The following is a 16,402-nucleotide window of genomic DNA, read 5'->3' as shown; positions in this document are numbered from 1 at the left end:
CCCTCGGGGAGGGGGTCCTTCCACTGCAGCCATCCCGCGCGGGCGAGGTGGGTGACGAGGTGCAGCCCGTCCGCGTCGATGTCCAGGAACTTGCCGTGCCGGGCCACGGCCGTGACGGTGCGGCCTTCGAGGGCGGCGGGGGCGGGATCGTACGTCTTGAGGACGCTCACGGCGAGAGGCAGCACGCGCACGATCTCGCGGCCGACGAGCTGGTCCGTCAGAAAGCCCTTCAGGGCCTCGACTTCGGGCAGTTCCGGCATGGTTCTCCCTCAGCTCCTCAGGTCCTCGGGCGCGTCCGTTGTCGCGGCGACGATGAACTCGCACCACACGCACTTGCCGCCGCCGCGCGCGTCCACGCCCCACACGTCCGCGAGCCGGTCCACGAGCAGCAGCCCGCGGCCCGACACGCCGTCCTCGCCCGCCTCTCGGCGGCACGGCAGGGCGCTCGAGGAGTCCTCCACGTCGACGCGCAGCCGCCGGTCCGGGCCGCTCAGGACGCGCAGGGTCACGATCGCGGAGCCGTCGGTGTGCATTAGGGCGTTGGTGATCATCTCGTCGGCGACCAGTTCGATCTCGTCGGCGCGCTCGCCCGCTCCCCAGGCGCGCACCGCGGCCCTGATCATGTGCCGGGCCTCGGCGAGCGCTTCCGGGTCGTTCGGCGCCACGTGCTGCTGGAGGCGGCCGCCCGGGCGGGGCGCGTCGGTCATGCGGCGGCGCAGCAGGAGCAGCGCGGCGTCGTCGTCGCCGCCCCGGCCGTCGACGATGCCGCAGAGCCGGTCGGCGAGCTTCGACAGGTCGCGGGGGCCGGAGGTGGCGAGTTCGGACAGGGCCCGCATGCCGTCGTCGAGGTCGGCGCCGGGCACTTCGACGAGGCCGTCGGTGCAGAGCAACAGGGTCTGGCCCGGCTCGAGTTCGAGGGCGGTGACGGGGTAGTCGAGCCGCCCGAACTCGGCGGAGAGGCCGAGCGGGAGTCCGCCGTCGACGGGGACCCGTTGGCAGGAGCCGTCGGTGAGCTTCAGGAGCGGGTCGAGGTGGCCGGCCCGCACGAACTGGACCACGCCGGTCGACAGGTCGGCCTCCGCGTACAGGCAGGTGGCAAAGCGCTCGGTGTCCAGCTCGTGCAGGAAGACGGAGGCGCGGGCCATGACTGCGGCGGGGGTGTGCCCCTCGGTGGCGTAGGCGCGCAGCACGATGCGGAGCTGGCCCATGACGGCGGCGGCGTGCGTGTCGTGGCCCTGGACGTCACCGATGACGGCGCCGACGCGGCCGCCCGGCAGCGGGATCACGTCGTACCAGTCGCCGCCGATGTCCCGGCCGAGCGCCGCCGAGCGGTAGCGGACGGCGATCTCCGCGCCCGGCACGCCGGGGATGGTGCGCGGCAGCATGGCCTGCTGGAGGCCCTGGGCGAGGTCCTTCTCCTGCTCGTAGAACATGGCGCGCTGGAGGCTCTGCGCGATGCTGCTGCCGAGTGCGACCAGGACGTTGCGCTCCTCCACGGTGAAGCCGGTCTTGTCCTGGTAGAGCAGGCCGAGCGCGCCGATGGGCCTGGCCTGCGCGATCAGGGGGAGGTACGCGGCCGAGGTGATGCCCAGATCGGTGATGTGCGGCCACAGCAGGGGGTAGGAGGCGGCGAAGTCCTCGGCGCTCTCGATGTAGCGCGGCGCGAGGGTGCGCACGACCTCGCTCATCGGGTACTCCTCGTCGATGCGGGTCACCCGGGTGCCCGGCACGAAGCTGCCCACGGGCCCCTCGGCGACCAGCCGGATCCGCCCGGCCTCGACCAGGCCCATGACGAGGTTGGACGCCCCCAGGTGTGCGAGGCCGTGGGTGTCCTTGAGTACGTCGATGACGTCCTGCACGGTGCGGGCGTGCGCGAGGGCCGCCGTGGTGCCCTGGACGATGCTGGTCCTGCGGCGCCGCTCGGCCTCCTCGTCGACCCGCTCCCGTACGGCGGGCGGGCTGTCGCCCAGCTCGCGGGTGGCGTCCCTGACGATGCCCAGGATGCGGCGGGGGCGGCCCGTGGCGTCGCGCCGGATGCAGCCGTTCGTGTGGGTCCAGCGCAGTGTGCCGCCCCGGCAGCGCACCCGGAAGTAGGCGCCGTACGTACTGCTGCCGTCCTTCAGGGCGTGCGCGACGATCTGGTCGAGGCGGTGCGCCTCCGCGGTGGGGACGCGGGCGGCGAGGCTCTCGGGGCGGCCGTCGTATTCGTCGGGGCGTACGTCGAAGACCTCGTGGGCGGTGGCGTCCATGCGCATCAGGCCCGTGTCGAGGTCCCAGTCGAAGCAGCCCATGCGCAGCGGGGCCCCGTACAGCTCCATGAAACAGCCGGCCGGCTCCCCGGCCGGCTGTCCCCAGCGGCAGTGCCCCGGCGGGCCGTGCCCACAGGTACCCGCGTCCATGGGGCCACGCTAGGCGGAGCCCCCGGCGCGCGCATGTGGGGGAAGCGGCGCGCGGGGGCACCGGGCGGCCCGGGCTACGCCGTCTCGGCGACCTTGTCCTGCATCCGCGTCGCCACCTCCGTCCACATCTCGGCGCTCTCGCCCGCGAGGTAGGCGACGGCTCCCCGGCAGTGCGGCGGCACCTTGTCGATGATCTGGTCCCACTCCTCCATGCTGATCGTGTGGATGTTGAGCAGCCGCAGCAGCGTGCGGCCGACCTCGCTGAAGCGCAGCGCCGGGTCCGCCTTGAGGCGGGTGACGGCGGCGGCGCGGTCCTGGGCCGCGTCCCTGTCGGGCACGGCCGAGGGCCGCATCCGGGGGGCCACGACGCGCTCCCCGGTGCCCGCCTGCCTGCCGCGCCGCACCACCGGGTCCTCGCCGCGCATCATGCGGTTGCGCACGTCCCGTACCGTCTCGGGCGAGATGGACGCGACGCGGGCGACCTGGCGCAGCGAGAGGGCGGGGTTCTGGGCGATCAGCTCGCTGGCGAGCCTGCGCCCCTCGGCGCCGTTGATGGGCCGCACGCGGCCGTCGTGGCCGATCCTGCTGCCGTCGCCCGCTCTGTTGCCGGGCTCCCGTCTGCGGATGTCCGCCACGGTGCCCGGGGCGATCCCGCTGACCGAGGCGATCATCCGGTCCGACCACTGCGGGTGGGTGGCGATGATGCGCGCGGCCGCGCGCTTGCGGTCCGCCGTCGTCAGCGGCAGGCCGTGGGTGACGTTCGATTCGACGGCGAGGACGAAGGCGTCGTCCTCGGGTCCGTCGAAGTACTGCACCGCGATCTTGCGCGCGCCGCGCAGCTCCGCGGCGCGCAGCCGGTGCAGGCCGTCGATGACCCGCATCGTGGACCGGTGCACGGTGATGGGCGGCAGCGGGGTCTCCACGACCGCCAGTGCCTCCACGTGGTCCGGGTCGACTCCGGACGTACGCGGTGAATCCGCCGTCGACAGCGAGCCGATCTCGACCTCGACGACCATTAGTCGGTCGAACTGTTCGTGCCCAGGTGTTGCCAACTCAACTCCCCCTCAAGCTCTGATGTCCCCCGTGGGTGTGCGTCCCGGCACACTGGGACGACTCACACCGCATCGCCGCGCCCCTCCCGCGGCCGCCGGGCCGATCCGGCCGGGCCGCGTCTCCCGGATGGGTCGCGTCGATGGATCGCGTGGGTCGCGCCTCGTACGCGTCCGCCCTTCGTCGAGGGCCCCTGAAGTGATCCCCTGAAGTGAATGCGCTGCGCGCCCCGCAGACGTCGTTCTCCCGGATTGCACGGCGTGTTCTTTCCGGAGGTGCGGCGAAGGGGCGCAGCGCGCAGGTGTGCGCCCTCTCCGTCCTGCCTCACCGGACCGGCTTGCCTCGTCCGATGAAACCGGGTCGAACATTTCGCCGGATGTGCGATCGTGGGGAAATTCCCCGCCGACCGGACACACTTACCCTAACAACGCGCTTTCGGTGCTGGTACCCCTCACTAATAGCGCGCTCACAGGTTCCGCCACCCCTATTCACCCCTACCGGCCCGCACTTCGGCCGGTGGCCGTGCGGGCAGGCGGCCTACCAGCGGCGACAGCCGGGCGATGGCGTCGGCCACCTCGTCGATCTCCGGCCGGGTCAGGGCCTGGTCGCCGTCGCAGAGCGCCGTTCCGGGGTCAGGGTGTACGTCGATCATGACGCCGTCGGCGCCCGCGGCGAGGGCGGCACGGGTGAGCGGGAGCACGAGGTCCCTGCGGCCTCCGGAGTGCGAGGGGTCCACGATCACCGGCAGGTGGGAGAGGCGCTGGACGACCGGCACCGCGCTGATGTCCAGGGTGTTGCGGGTGGCGGTCTCGAAGGTGCGGATGCCGCGCTCGCACAGCACGATGTCGAGGTTGCCGCGCTGCGCGATGTACTCGGCGGCCATCAGCCACTCCTCGATCGTGGCGCCGAACCCGCGCTTGAGCAGCACGGGCATGCCGGCCGCGCCCACCTCCTGGAGCAGGGCGAAGTTGTGCATGTTGCGGGTGCCGATCTGGAGCATGTCGGCGTAGGGCGCGACCAGTTCGACGCCGGCCGGGTCGATGACCTCGGTGACCAGCGGCAGTCCGGTCTCGGCCTTGACGTCGGCGAGGATGCGCAGCCCGCTCTCGCCGAGGCCCTGGTAGGCGTAGGGGGAGGTGCGGGGTTTGAAGGCCCCGCCCCGCAGCAGCGAGGCGCCCGCGGCCTTGGCGAGCAGGGCGGCGGCGAGGGTCTGCGAGGGGGTCTCCACGGCGCAGGGGCCCGCGATGACGGTCAGGGTGTCGGGGCCGATGGGCACGCCCGCGACGGTGACCACGGTCCTGTCGACGTGGTGCTCGCGGCTGACCAGTTTGTACGGCACCGAGATCCGCACGACGTCGAGGACCCCGCGCAGGTGCGCCAGGTTGAGGGCGGCGAAGGCGTCCACGTCCCCCACGAGACCGACGATGGTGCGGGTCACGCCGCGGCTGACGAACGCGTCCCCGCCCGCCCTGCGCACCAGTTCGACGACTGCGTCCACGTCCTTCTGTGTGGCCTCCGGGGCCATCACGACGACCAAGGGGTCCTCCTCGGGGAATTCCCGGGTGAATGGATCAGCGGCTGGAGCAAAATGGGTTGAGCGAGCGGAACGGAATTCGTTCGGCGATGCATGGGGGATTCATCGCCGTCGCCGTACCACCGTAGAAGTGCGGTGGATTTTCCTCAACGAAGTCCCGTGCCGTTGTCCAACTGCGCAATATCCATTCCGTGTCCGCCGGCGTGGTCCGGCGGCGCGGGAAAGGCGACTTCCACCGCGAGTCCGCCCCCCGCACGGGCCCGTGCGCTGATCCCGGCCTCGTGGGCGACGGCGACGGCGTGGACGATCGCCAGACCGAGCCCATGGCCCTCGCTCGCGGTGCGGCCGAGCCGCTGGAAGGGTTCGAAGAGCCGTTGCACCTGCTCGGGCGGTACCGGCGGCCCCGAGTTGGCCACGGTGACGACGGCGCGGCCGCCCCGGGTGCGGGTGGCGATCTCCAGGTGTCCGCCGGGGGTGTTGTGGCGTACGGCGTTGTCGACGAGGTGGGCCAGCAGGCTCTGGACGAGGACGGGGTCGCCCATGGCGGCCGCGGGCCCGATCACCGGTTCGGCGCGCAGCTCCCGCCGTTCGATCTCGGGGCGTGCGGCGTGCAGGACCCACTCGGCGATGAGGGAGACGTCAAGCGGCTCCCTGTGCTCCAGGCCGTGCTGGCTGCTGGAGAGGGTGAGCAGCGACTCCAGGAGCCGGGCCTGCTGTTCGCTGATGGCGAGGAGGCGTTCGAAGTTGGCCCGGAACGATTCGGTGGTGGCCTCGCGGTCGATCAGGGACTCTTCGAGCAGTGCGTGTTCCAGGGTGAGCGGGGTGCGCAGCTCGTGGGCCGCGTTGGCGACGAAACGCCGGTGGGAGTCGAGCGCCGCGTCGAGCCGGCCGAGGAGTCCGTCGACGGTGTCGGCGAGGACCTTCAGCTCGTCCGCGGGGCCCCGTACGGCCAGCCGCTCGTGGATGTTGTGCGCGGAGATGCGCCGGATGGTGCCGGTCATCGTACGCAGCGGGCGCAGGGCCCGTACGGCGACGAGCCAGCCGAGCGCGGCGGAGACGACGACCATGAGGGCGAGGGCGATCCCGGACTGGACGAGCAGCTGGCGCAGGGCGGCGTGGCGCTGGCGGTCCGCCTGCGCGCGCAGTTGCGCCGCCAGGTCACCGGGGGCGAGGGGGGCCTGGGCGCCGGGAACGCCCTCTTCGGCGGGGGTGCCGCCCGGGGCGGTGAGGAGTTCGCCGTCCGCGCCCCCGACGAGGAGGTCACCGCCGGGCGAGCGGGCGACCAGCACGTAGGTGATGGCGAGCAGGATCGCCCCGGAGACCAGGAACAGCGCGCCGTACAGCAGCGTCAGGCGTACACCCACCCGGCGGGGCGTCAGACGGCGCCGGGCCGCGGGTGCCAGGGTGGCGAGCGAGGGCAGGCGCATGGGTCCCTCAAATCCGGTAGCCGCCCCGAGGAATGGTCTCGATGACGGGCGGGTTGCCGAGCTTGGGCCGCAGGCGGTTGATCGTCGCCTTGACGGTGGTGGTGAACGGGTCCGTCGCCTCGTCCCACACCCGCTCAAGGAGTTCCTCGGCCGACACGACCCGGCCCTGGGCGGCGAGCAGGTACTCCAGGACCGCGAACTCCTTGGGGGTCAGCGGCAGTCGCTCCCCGGCGCGCGACGCGACGCGCTGCGCCGGGTCGAGTCTCAGGTCGCCCCGGACGAGGACCGGGGGCAGCGCGGGCTGCGAGCGGCGGGCGAGCGCCCGGATGCGGGCGACCAGTTCGGCGTACGCGAACGGCTTGGGCAGGTAGTCGTCCGCGCCGAGGCTGAAGCCCTCCACCCGGTGGGCGATGGTGCCGGAGGCGGTCAGCATCAACACCCGTGCCTGCAACGGCTGTTCGGCGAGCTTCCGGCACACCTCGTCGCCGTGTACGCCGGGCAGGTCGCGGTCGAGCACGACCACGTCGTAGTCGGTCACGGAGGTGCGCTCCAGGGCGTCGAGGCCGTCGTGTACGACGTCGACGGCCATCCCCTCCCGGCGCAGCACCCGCGCCACGGACTGCGCCAGTTCGGCGTGGTCCTCGACCACCAAGACCCTCATCGTCCACCCCTCGCCGGGCGCGCCACGGGCGGCGGGCAGGGGATCCGGGAACTGATCATGAAGTCCACGTTGCCCGATCCTGCGTCACGCACCGGTCACAGCGCCGGCCGCGGTCCCGTGCTCGGCGCTTTCCGCCTTGGCCCTTACCGTCTCGGCGCTTTCCTGTGTGCCGGTCACAGATCCTCGGACCGCGGTGTGACCACCCGCCGCGTAGAAACGACAACCGTGCTCCTCCTCCGCCTATCCCACGTGCAGCCGGTCGCAGGCGTCACGCGTCGCGGGCCCTTCACGGCCGCCCGGCCCCGCCAGGGGGCTGAGCTTCGCCGCGAGGTCGGCGCGCCGCTGCACGTCGAGTTTGCGGTAGGCGCGGGTCAGATGCTGCTCGACGGTGCTGATCGTGATGCAGAGCTTGTCGGCGATCTGCCGGTTGGTGTGGCCACGGACGGCGAGCGTGGCCACTCTCAGCTCGGCGTTGCTGAGTTCGTCGGGATGTCGGCGGCTCCCGGACGACCACGGCTGTTCGGCGGGGTGCGGCCCTCGGGCGTCGGCGGGCCGCGCCGGGGGCACGGGCATGCCGCACTCCTCGGCGAGCCGCTGGGCCTTGCGGGCCAGGGCGCGGGCCTGGCCGCTCTTGCCCAGTTCCCGCTGCGCCCGCGCCAGCTCGTCGGTGGCCCCGGCCAGTTCGAGCCGGTGCCCGCGGTCCCGCAGGATCTCGATGGCCTCGCCGAGCAGCGGCGGCCGGTGCCCGGCGCTCAAGGTGCTCGCGAGCACGCGCAAGGAGGCGGCTCGCGCCCAGCCGTTCCTCCGCCCCACCAGGGCCAGTTGCTCCTCGGCCAGCGCGCGGGCGCGGCCGGTGTCGCCGAGCGCCCGATGCGCCTCGGCGGCGTCCGTGCGCCAGGGCACGAGGGCGGGCAGGTCGAACTCCCAGCGCGTCATGAGGTCCCCGCAGGTGAGGAAGTCGTCGAGCGCGGCGTACGGGCGCCCGGCGGCGAGGTAGTGGTGGCCGCGGGCCCGGAGGTAGAGCAGGCCGTCGGGGGTCTGGAACGCGGGGTCGGGGACGGGGACGCTCAGCTGGGCGGCCGCCTCGTCGAGCCGGCCCATGGCGGTCCTGGTGTACACGGACGTGGCGAGGGGCGAGGCGACGGCGACGCCCCAGCCGTCGGCGGGGACCAGCGTGAGCGCCGAGCGCGCCGACTCGTCGGCGGCGGCGAGCGCGCCCGTACGCAGCTCGATGCGGGCCTTGGCCGAGGTGAGCAGCGCCTGCCACATGGGGGCGCGCCGCTCGGCGGCCTCCTCGCGAAGGGTCTCGCACCAGTAGGCGGCGATGTCGAGGCGGTCGGCGAGGAGCAGGGAGTTCAGCGCGGTGAGGAGCGCGGTCAGGGTGCTGTCGTCGAGGCGGGTGCTCTGCAGGATCTGCTCGGCCCTGACGACCACTTCCTCGTCCGTCCCCGCGGCCCTGCGCGCCCCGCGCGTCCCCTGTGTCCCTCGCGCCCCGTCGAGTACGGCCTTCATCAGGGTCGCCGCCCGCTGGTGGGGGCTGCGGGCCCGGCGCGGGGCGTGCTCGGGGGCGGCGTGCTCCGGCGTCTCGTGTTCGGGGTCGTCGCCGAGGCAGGCGCGGGCGGAGGCGGGGAGTCCGGGATAGGCGTACGTCATCCAGCGGCGCGGGCAGTCGTGCCGGTGGGGGGTGCCGGACCCGGGGTGCCCGAAGGGCTCGGTGCCGTGCTGTTCGGCGGCGCGCAGGACGTCCAGGGCCCGTTTCACCTGGCCGAACCAGAGGAGGTGACCGACGAGTTCGTCGGCGTCGCGGGTGCCGAGGCGGCCGTCGAGCGCGGCCGTGAACAGTTCGGGCAGATGCTGGGCGACGCTGGAGGGGTTGACCCGCCAGGCGGCCCGGGTGAGGGCGGCCCTGATCTCCAGGGCCTGGCGGGTGTCGGTGCGCGCGTCGCGGGCGACCCGCAGGCAGGCGAGGGCCAGGTCGACCTCGTCGTCGGCGAGGGCCCGCTCCGCGGCCTCGATGAGGGTGCGCAGGGCCCAGGGGGCGTCGACCGTGCCGGCCGCCATCAGGTGCTGGACGACGACGGTCGCGGCCGCGCCGTGCTCGTGCAGGACCTGGGCGAAGCGGGCCTCCAGGCGGGAGCGGTCGGCGGGGTCCATGCTCCGCAGGACCGCGGTGCGTCCGGCGTCGTGGCGGAACCACCCGGCGTCGAGCAGCCCCGCGTCGTTCAGCGCGCGCAGGCTGCGGTGGAGGGATTCGCGGCTGTCGCCGAGGACTTCCACCAGTTCGGCGAGGGACACGTCGGGGCCCGCCACGGCCAGCGCCCACGCGGTGCGCCGCGTCGCCAGGTCGCTGCGGTACAGGGCGGTGGCGACGGCCTGCACGAAGGCCTCGCCGGGTACCAGGTCCGTGCCGGGGCCGCGGGTGGCCCCCGTCCCTTCGGCGGTGCCGGGTCCGTCGGCGGCGCACGAGGTGCGGTGGTCCTCGATCAGCGCCCGGGTCAGCAGCGGGCTGCCGCCGCCCATCTGGTGGAGCTGTGTGACGAGCTTGCGCGTCCGCCACCCCGCTCCACCGCACCCTGAGATCATTTCGGCCACTCCTTGCCGCTGGAGCGGGCGGAGCCTGATATTGCGGCATCCGGAGAGGCGCAGTAAATCGACGCGCAGTCGCGTATTACCGGCCAGGAAGCCGCTGTTCTCCCCCAGGACGACCAGAATGCGACTGATGTCGAGTCGGCGGGCCAGGTAGAGGAGGCATTCCAAGGACTGCCTGTCGGCGTGGTGCACATCGTCGATGCCGAGCACCACTGGGGTTTCTCTGGCTTTTCCGAGGACAATCCCGCAGAGTTCGGGGATCTCGTTCCTCGCCACATCGGGCAGCTCGCCCTGCCCCCGGGACTGCGCGGCGTCCGCGACAAGGCCGAAAAGGCGGGCCGCGCGCCGGGAATCCGCGCCGAGAAGTCCGGCGCCGAGCAGGAGTTGCCCCATCACGCCAAGGGGCAACTCGCTCTCCGCCTCCGACGCCGTGGCCTGCAGGTACAGCGCGCCGGCGGCGGTCGCGCGGTCACCGAAGGCACGCAGGAGCGCGGTTTTCCCACTGGCCACCGGGCCGCTTACCAGAAGGACTCCGCCATGCCCGACCGCACATGAGTCGAGCATGCTCTCCATGATCGAGAATTCGTCACCACGTTCCACCAAGTTCATGAGCCGACTTCTCCCCCGTGCCTGACGGCTGACCCTTGACCGGTCGGGCGGCCAGCTGGATCAATTCCCCTGACTTGACCTGCCGCCCGTGCGACGACTCTGCCATATATGAAAATCAACCACCAGCGCTATTTGACTCGATGCCGCCCTATTACCGTCGCGAATGCGCCACGCTCCAAACAATCGGACGTCCGCACTCCATATGCGCCGAAAACTCTCGCACATATGCCTGATGAGTGAACTCAACAGTTTTCCAGAACGCAGTTGCGATTCCCGTGAATGGACGGCGGTGACGGGTGGGACACCAGCGACACGAGCGCCGGGGAACGATTGGCCCGATCGGCGTGGCCGCGCCGTCGGCCACCTGACTGGTTCGCGGGCCCGGGCCCGCCGCCCGACCGGGCGCGTGGCGGTGCCCGGTCAGCTGTCGAAGGTGTCCGGATCGCTGTCGGAGAGGGGATTCTCGGACAGATAGGGGTCGTCGGGCACCGGGCCTCCGGTGTCGGGCTGCTCCTGCGGTACGTCGGTGGTGCCGTCCGGCAGCGACGGGGTGTCCGGCACACGCCGCTCCGGGGAGGGGCAGCCGGGCGGGAGCGGCGACGAGAACTCGTCGGAGGTGCCCGTCAGTTCGGAGGGGCTGGGGCAGTCGGCCGATGTGGTGCCGGGGTCGTCGGGAGAGACGTCCTCGTCCGGCTGGTCCTGGCCGGGGTCCCGGCTGCGGTCGGAGTCCTCGTCGGGCTCTGTGGGGCCGGGGGTCTCCCCCTCGTCCGTGGACTCCTCGGGGTCGAGGGACTTGTCCGGGTGGAGGGAGCTGTGCGGGTCGACGGGCGTCGGGGTCGGCGGCACCGGCGGCTTGGTCGGCCGGTCCTGGCGGCCGTGCTCGTCGCCGACCTTCCGCTCGATCCAGGTGTTGTCGACGATGTTCACGAGGGTGATGTTGATGATCGGCTGCGGGGCGGGGGTCACCACGATCACGCGCGCCGGCTGATATCCGCTCCAGGGGCGGCCGTTGTGGCGGGGCGTGCCCTTGAAGGCGACCGGCGGCTTCAGCGGGTTCCCGCAGGCGCACCGCACGCGGGGCAGTCCCCGCTCGTCGACCAGGACGGCCGTGCCCGCCTGGAGTACGGACTGGTAGCCCGTCGCGGAACCGCCCCGGAAGCCGTGGTTGGTCACGCGGGTGTCGGCCCGCAGCACGACGGGCGTCAGGCCGCGCAGATAGCCGGGGATCGCCGCCTGGTCGATGCCGGACACCTGGGCGAAAGCCCGGGCCTTGGCCCGGTCGGCGGTGAGGAACCGCACCTGCTTGTCGACGTCGCAGCTGCCGACGGAGCGTGTGCCGCCGTACAGGCCCGGCGTGCCGCCAGAGAGGGTTCGGGTGCCCTGCGGGGTGGCGGACCCGGTGGGCGAGGGTTGCGGCGAACGGGTGACGGGCGGCGGGCTCGCGGCGGCCTTCGCGGTGGAGTCGGTGAACGGGTCGGGGCCCTGTGCGGCGACGGGCTGCATGAACAGTTCGCGGCCGCCGTCAGCGGCTTTCTTGTCGCCGTCGCCCGAGCAGCCCGCGACCGCGAGGGCCGCGGATATCGCGAAGGTCGTCGCGTAGGTCCTGGTGGGTGCGCGCACGGGTTCTCCCGCCATTGCCGGGTGATGTGCCCCGCTTCGTCCGCGAGGTCTCCGTCATTGTCTGCGGGGGCCCGGGGCGCCTCGCAAGCCGAAGCGGCTCACCCAGCGTCACAATGGTGGCGTGGAGTGGTTCACGGCGGACGTGTACGACATGGGCCGGCTGATCTTCCAGAAGGGCCTGGCCGCGCTCTATCTGGTGGCGTTCCTGGGGGCCGCCCTGCAGTTCCGGGCGCTGATCGGGGAGCGCGGGATGCTGCCGGTGCCGAGGTATGTGGAGCGCGTGCCGTTCCGGCGGGCGCCGAGCCTGTTCCAGCTCCACTACTCGGACCGGTTCTTCGCGCTCTGCGCGTGGACGGGCTGCGCGGTGGCGGTGGCGCTGCTCGCGGGCGCCGACGGCCTGCTTCCGCTGTGGGGCGCGATGGTGCTGTGGCTGATCCCCTGGGCGCTCTACCTCTCCGTCGTGAACGTGGGACAGACCTGGTACGGCTTCGGCTGGGAGTCACTGCTCCTCGAGGTGGGCTTCCTCGCCGTCTTCCTCGGCAACGACGAGGTCGCGCCGCCCGTCCTGATCCTCCTCCTGCTGCGCTGGGTGCTCTTCCGCGTGGAGTTCGGCGCGGGCCTGATCAAGATGCGCGGCGACGCGTGCTGGCGCGAACTCACCTGCCTGTACTTCCACCACGAGACGCAGCCGATGCCGGGCCCGCTGAGCTGGTTCTTCCACCACCTGCCCAAGCCCGTGCACCGGATGGAGGTCGCGGCCAACCACGTCACCCAACTCGCCGTACCCTTCCTGCTGTTCACCCCACAGCCGGTGGCGTCGGGCGCGGCCTGTCTGATGATCGTGACCCAGCTGTGGCTCGTCCTGTCCGGCAACTTCGCCTGGCTGAACTGGATCACGATCGTCGTCGCGGTGTCCGCGGTCGACTTCTCCCCCTGGCACACGCCGCCGCGGTTCGCGCCCGCCCCGCTCTGGTACGAGGTCGTGGTCATCGCCGTCACCGCGCTGCTGCTGGCGCTCAGTTACCGCCCGGTGCGCAATCTGCTCTCCCGCCGACAGGTCATGAACCGCTCGTTCGACCCGCTGCACCTCGTCAACGCGTACGGCGCGTTCGGCAGCGTCAGCCGGATCCGCCAGGAGATCGTCGTGGAGGGCACGGCGGACCCGCACCCGCGCGAGGACTCCGCGTGGCTCCCCTACGAGTTCAAGGGCAAGCCCGGCGATCCGCACCGCTGGCCGCGCCAGTTCGCCCCGTACCACCTGCGGCTTGACTGGATGATGTGGTTCGCCGCGCTCTCCCCCGCCTACGCCGGCTCGTGGTTCGGCCCGCTGGTGGAGCGCCTGCTCGACGGCGACCGCGACACGCTGCGCCTGCTGCGCCACTCGCCCTTTCCGCCCGAGTCCCCGCCGACGTACATCCGCGCCCGCCTCTACCGCTACGAGTACACGAGCCGGCGCGAGCTGCGGGAGACGGGAGCCTGCTGGAAGCGCACCTACGTCCGCGAGTTCCTGGCACCGACACGGCTCGCCACGCCCGCTCAGAGGCGGTAGACGCGGCGTGCCGTGCCACCGACGGCCTCTTGGCGCCCGGGGGGGGGGCGGCTCCCCCGCCCCCTCAGCTCCGCCCGAACCGCAACGTCACCAGTTCGAACGGCCGCAGCCGCACCGGCACCGCACCGCCCGCCAGCTCCGGGGTCACGGCGTCCGCGAGCGGGCGTTCGAGCAGGTCGGTCACGGTGACCGAGGTCGCCTCGAAGCCCGCCGTCAGCGTCGCCCTCGCCCGCCCGCCGTGGGCCTCGTGGAAGCGGACGACGACGTCACCGCTGCCGTCGTCGGCGAGCTTGACCGCCGTGACGACCACGGCGTCGTTGTCGACCGTCACCAGCGGCGCCACCTCCGAGCCGCCGCTCACCCGCCGCTCGGGCAGGTTGACGCGGTACCCCTCGCGCACCGCGTCGCCGATCGCCGCGCCCGGCACCAGCGCGTGCCGGAAGCGGTGCACGCCCTGGTCGGTCTCGGGGTCGGGGAAGCGCGGGGCGCGCAGCAGCGAGACGCGGACGGTCGTCGTCGTACCGGCGTCGTCGCCGCGGACGGCCCGGGTCACGTCATGGCCGTACGTCGAGTCGTTGACCAGCGCGACACCCCAGCCCGGCTCCTCCATGTGCACGAAGCGGTGGTTGCACGCCTCGAACTTGGCGGCCTCCCAGCTCGTGTTGGTGTGCGTGGGCCGGTAGAAGTGCCCGAACTGGGTCTCCGACGCGTACCGCTCGGCGTGGATGTCCAGCGGGAAGGCGAGCTTGAGGAACTTCTCCGTCTCGTGCCAGTCGACCTCGGTGTCGATCTCGAGCCGCCGCGCGCCCGGCGCCAGCGACAGGACCTGCGTCATGCGCGAGTCTCCGAAGGTGCGTACGACCCGGACGGCCGCGCCCCCGCCCGCCGCGCCCTCCGCCGCCACGACCTCGTCGGCCTCCGTGAGGTCCGTGACGGTGTTGCGGTAGAACTCGTCCACGTCCCACGCGTCCCACATGTTCGGGAAGTCGGCGTGGATCTGCGGCAGGTTCGCCGCCGCGCCGGGCGCGATGGTCTCGCGGTCCGCCTTGAGGTCGTACGCGGAGACGACCAGGCCCCGCGCGTCGATCTCGACCCGCAGGAGGCCGTTGTCGAGGACGAAACCGCCGTCGCCGCGCGGGGTGACAGCGGCCTGCCCCTCGATCACCGCGGGGCGGGCGCCGCCCGCGGGGACGCCGTCACGGGTGTGCGGCGTGGAGTTGAGGACCAGCTCCTTGTCGCCCTCGCCGACGAGGGCGCGCTGCGCCGCCTCGATGATGCCGGTCAGCTCCCGCGCGAGCGCCGCATAGGTCGCACGGGCCTCGCGGTGCACCCAGGCGATGGAGGAGCCGGGCAGGATGTCGTGGAACTGGTGGAGCAGGACCGTCTTCCAGATCCGGACCAACTGCTCGTACGGGTACGTGAATTCGGCGCACCGCACGGCCGCCGTGGCCGCCCACAGCTCCGCCTCCCGCAGCAGGTGCTCGCTGCGGCGGTTGCCCTGCTTGGTGCCGGCCTGGCTGGTGAGGGTCGCCCGGTGCAGCTCCAGGTACAGCTCGCCGACCCAGACGGGGGCGTTCGGGTACTCGGCCTCGGCCTTCTCGAAGAACTGCTCCGGCGTCTCCCAGCGGACGGTCGCCGAGCCCTCCAGGTCCCGCAGCCGCGCCGCCTTGGCGATCATCTCGCGGGTGGTGCCGCCGCCTCCGTCGCCCCAGCCGGTCGGCGCGAGCGAGTGCCGGGCGACTCCCTTGTCCTTGAAGTTCTTCGCCGCGTGGGCGATCTCGCTGCCCTTCATGGAGCAGTTGTAGGTGTCGACGGGCGGGAAGTGCGTGAAGATCCGCGTGCCGTCGATGCCCTCCCAGTTGAAGGTGTGGTGCGGGAAGCGGTTCGTCTGCGACCACGAGATCTTCTGCGTGAGCAGCCACTTGGAGCCCGCCGCCTTGATGATCTGCGGAAGACCCGCGGCGAAGCCGAAGGTGTCCGGCAGCCACGCCTCGTCGTTCTCCACGCCGAACTCGTCGAGGAAGAACCGCTTGCCGTGCACGAACTGACGGGCCATCGCCTCCGAGCCCGGCATGTTCGTGTCCGACTCGACCCACATGCCACCCGCGGGCACGAACCGCCCGTCGGCGACCGCCTTCTTCACCTTCGCCCACACCTCGGGCCGGTGCTCCTTGATCCAGGCCCACTGCTGCGCCTGGGACATGGCGAAGACGAAGTCCGGCTCGTCCTCGATGAGCGCGGTCATGTTCGACGTCGTACGCGCCACCTTGCGCACCGTCTCGCGCAGCGGCCACAGCCACGCGGAGTCGATGTGGGCGTGTCCGACGGCGCTGACGCAGTGTGCGGAGGGTTCGGCGGGTGCGCTCAGGACCCCTTCGAGCCGGGCGCGGGCGGCGGCCGCCGAGCCGTTCACGTCCTGGAGGTCTACGGCGTCTAGCGCGCGGCCGACCGCGCGCACGATGTCGTAGCGCCGCCCGCTGTCCTCGGGCAGCTCCCGCATCAGCTCGCCGAGCACCTCCAGGTCGATGACGAGCTGCCACACCGTCTCGTCGAAGACGGCGAGGTCCATGCGCTCCAGCCTGTACTGGGGTTCGCTGCCCGCGGTCTCCTTGTCGCCCAACTGGGTGGGCAGGAAGGGGTGGTAGTCGAGAATGACGGGGTTGGAGGCGGCCTCGATGTGCAGCCGCACCTCTTCGCCGCCCTCGGCGGGCGCGGCGATCCGCACCCACTGGTTGCGCGGGTTGAGGCCCTTCACCGGGGTGCCGTCGGGGCGGTAGACGAGCCCTTCGCACTGGAAGCCCGGCATGTTCTCGTCGAAGCCGAGGTCGAGGATGGCCTCGACGCTCTTCCCCGCCCACTCCTTCGGCACGGTCCCGCTCACCCGGAACCAGCTGGTCCCCCAGGGCGCGCCCCACCGCTCCCCGACCCCGGTCGGCACGGTCTCGGCGGCCAGCCCCTCGGCGA

General features: G+C 72.4%; 10 protein-coding genes. 1 reads left to right on the top strand and 9 read right to left on the bottom strand.

The window, feature by feature from the left end; genetic code table 11:
• From GKQ77_RS13340 to GKQ77_RS13305, 8 genes are all read right to left on the bottom strand, one after another.
• The coding region (locus tag GKQ77_RS13340) for a DNA-formamidopyrimidine glycosylase family protein (protein ID WP_308117655.1) at positions 1-260 on the bottom strand (260 nt) is incomplete at its 3' end.
• Between the two features lie 9 nt (positions 261-269).
• Positions 270-2,399 (bottom strand): SpoIIE family protein phosphatase, encoded by a 2,130-nt coding sequence (locus GKQ77_RS13335; protein WP_219688939.1) that lies wholly within the window; start codon positions 2,397-2,399, stop codon positions 270-272.
• Positions 2,400-2,473: 74 nt separating this feature from the next.
• Complete coding sequence (locus GKQ77_RS13330; RefSeq protein WP_219688938.1) at positions 2,474-3,415, bottom strand: ParB/RepB/Spo0J family partition protein; 942 nt, start codon at positions 3,413-3,415, stop codon at positions 2,474-2,476.
• A 518-nt stretch (positions 3,416-3,933) separates the two neighbouring features.
• The gene (aroF, locus tag GKQ77_RS13325) at positions 3,934-4,977 is read right to left on the bottom strand and encodes a 3-deoxy-7-phosphoheptulonate synthase (RefSeq protein ID WP_308117656.1); all 1,044 of its coding nucleotides are present in this window, start codon (positions 4,975-4,977) and stop codon (positions 3,934-3,936) included.
• Positions 4,978-5,129: 152 nt separating this feature from the next.
• The gene (locus GKQ77_RS13320; protein WP_219688936.1) at positions 5,130-6,410 is read right to left on the bottom strand and encodes a sensor histidine kinase; all 1,281 of its coding nucleotides are present in this window, start codon (positions 6,408-6,410) and stop codon (positions 5,130-5,132) included.
• Positions 6,411-6,417: 7 nt separating this feature from the next.
• Positions 6,418-7,071: a response regulator transcription factor gene (locus GKQ77_RS13315; RefSeq protein WP_125516528.1), complete on the bottom strand. Its 654-nt coding sequence runs from the start codon at positions 7,069-7,071 to the stop codon at positions 6,418-6,420.
• 240 nt (positions 7,072-7,311) lie between these two features.
• Entirely contained in the window at positions 7,312-10,269 is a 2,958-nt protein-coding gene (locus GKQ77_RS13310; protein WP_219688935.1) for a helix-turn-helix transcriptional regulator, read from the bottom strand.
• Between the two features lie 420 nt (positions 10,270-10,689).
• Entirely contained in the window at positions 10,690-11,889 is a 1,200-nt protein-coding gene (locus GKQ77_RS13305) for a DUF6777 domain-containing protein (RefSeq protein ID WP_219688934.1), read from the bottom strand.
• A gap of 121 nt (positions 11,890-12,010) precedes the next feature.
• On the opposite strand from GKQ77_RS13305, the gene GKQ77_RS13300 reads away from it, so the two are divergent.
• The gene (locus GKQ77_RS13300; RefSeq protein ID WP_219688933.1) at positions 12,011-13,438 is read left to right on the top strand and encodes a lipase maturation factor family protein; all 1,428 of its coding nucleotides are present in this window, start codon (positions 12,011-12,013) and stop codon (positions 13,436-13,438) included.
• A gap of 64 nt (positions 13,439-13,502) precedes the next feature.
• Here GKQ77_RS13300 and GKQ77_RS13295 read toward each other — a convergent pair.
• Positions 13,503-16,402 (bottom strand): alpha-mannosidase (locus tag GKQ77_RS13295; RefSeq protein WP_219688932.1); only part of this gene is annotated, 2,900 nt, incomplete at its 5' end.

This window comes from Streptomyces anatolicus (assembly GCF_019400875.1).
Taxonomy (GTDB): domain Bacteria; phylum Actinomycetota; class Actinomycetes; order Streptomycetales; family Streptomycetaceae; genus Streptomyces; species Streptomyces anatolicus.
This window is presented reverse-complemented; position numbering and strand designations above follow the sequence as displayed.

Bases quoted from the DNA above. Each gene is read 5' to 3' on its own strand.
- GKQ77_RS13315 (WP_125516528.1), bottom strand. From the start codon at position 7,071: ATGAGGGTCTTGGTGGTCGAGGACCACGCCGAACTGGCGCAGTCCGTG.
- GKQ77_RS13310 (WP_219688935.1), bottom strand. From the start codon at position 10,269: ATGAACTTGGTGGAACGTGGTGACGAATTCTCGATCATGGAGAGCATG.
- GKQ77_RS13320 (WP_219688936.1), bottom strand. From the start codon at position 6,410: ATGCGCCTGCCCTCGCTCGCCACCCTGGCACCCGCGGCCCGGCGCCGT.
- GKQ77_RS13335 (WP_219688939.1), bottom strand. From the start codon at position 2,399: ATGGACGCGGGTACCTGTGGGCACGGCCCGCCGGGGCACTGCCGCTGG.
- GKQ77_RS13330 (WP_219688938.1), bottom strand. From the start codon at position 3,415: ATGGTCGTCGAGGTCGAGATCGGCTCGCTGTCGACGGCGGATTCACCG.